We start from the raw sequence: 537 nt of genomic DNA on the forward strand, positions 1-537 counted from the left end.
GATACCAGTACCCACGGAAAGATCGGCGTGATACCACGTCTGTAAGCATTGAAGACATTCCGCACAAGTAGGTGAACATAGGTTGGAGTAAGAAAACGTATGCTGCAATATTGAGGCTAGAAAAACGAAAAGGCCGGTCACCCGCCTAAAGCAGACGCCGCAATGCAGTAAATACGCAGAACCTTAACAGTATTTTAATTGATCACCCAATATTCATGTCGATGCATTAGCCGTTTTATTGTTTTTTTGCACGCATGAACTACCGGAACCTAACTACGCTTGTTTTATTGCTGGCTACCTTCCATGGCCTGCAGGCCCAAACGCCACCGCAAACCCAATTATCCGGCTGGCTGGCCGATTTCAATACCGTCAAGATCAATACCAGGTTCAGCATACATTCCGACTTCCAGTTGCGCAGTACCGACCAGCTGCAGCATGTATCTTCCCTGTTGCTCCGTGCCGGGTTGAACTACCACGCCAGCAAAAAATCGGTTTTTACCGCTGGCTACGCCTATATCCATTATCGCCGCACGGTAG

General features: G+C 48.2%; 1 protein-coding gene. It reads left to right on the forward strand.

From position 1 onward, the window contains the following. Positions 1-254 precede the first annotated feature (254 nt). On the forward strand, positions 255-537 hold a 283-nt coding region (locus ABD931_RS29200), incomplete at its 3' end, for a DUF2490 domain-containing protein (protein ID WP_345271665.1).

It is taken from the genome of Nibrella viscosa (assembly GCF_039541875.1).
GTDB classification, from domain to species: domain Bacteria; phylum Bacteroidota; class Bacteroidia; order Cytophagales; family Spirosomataceae; genus Nibrella; species Nibrella viscosa.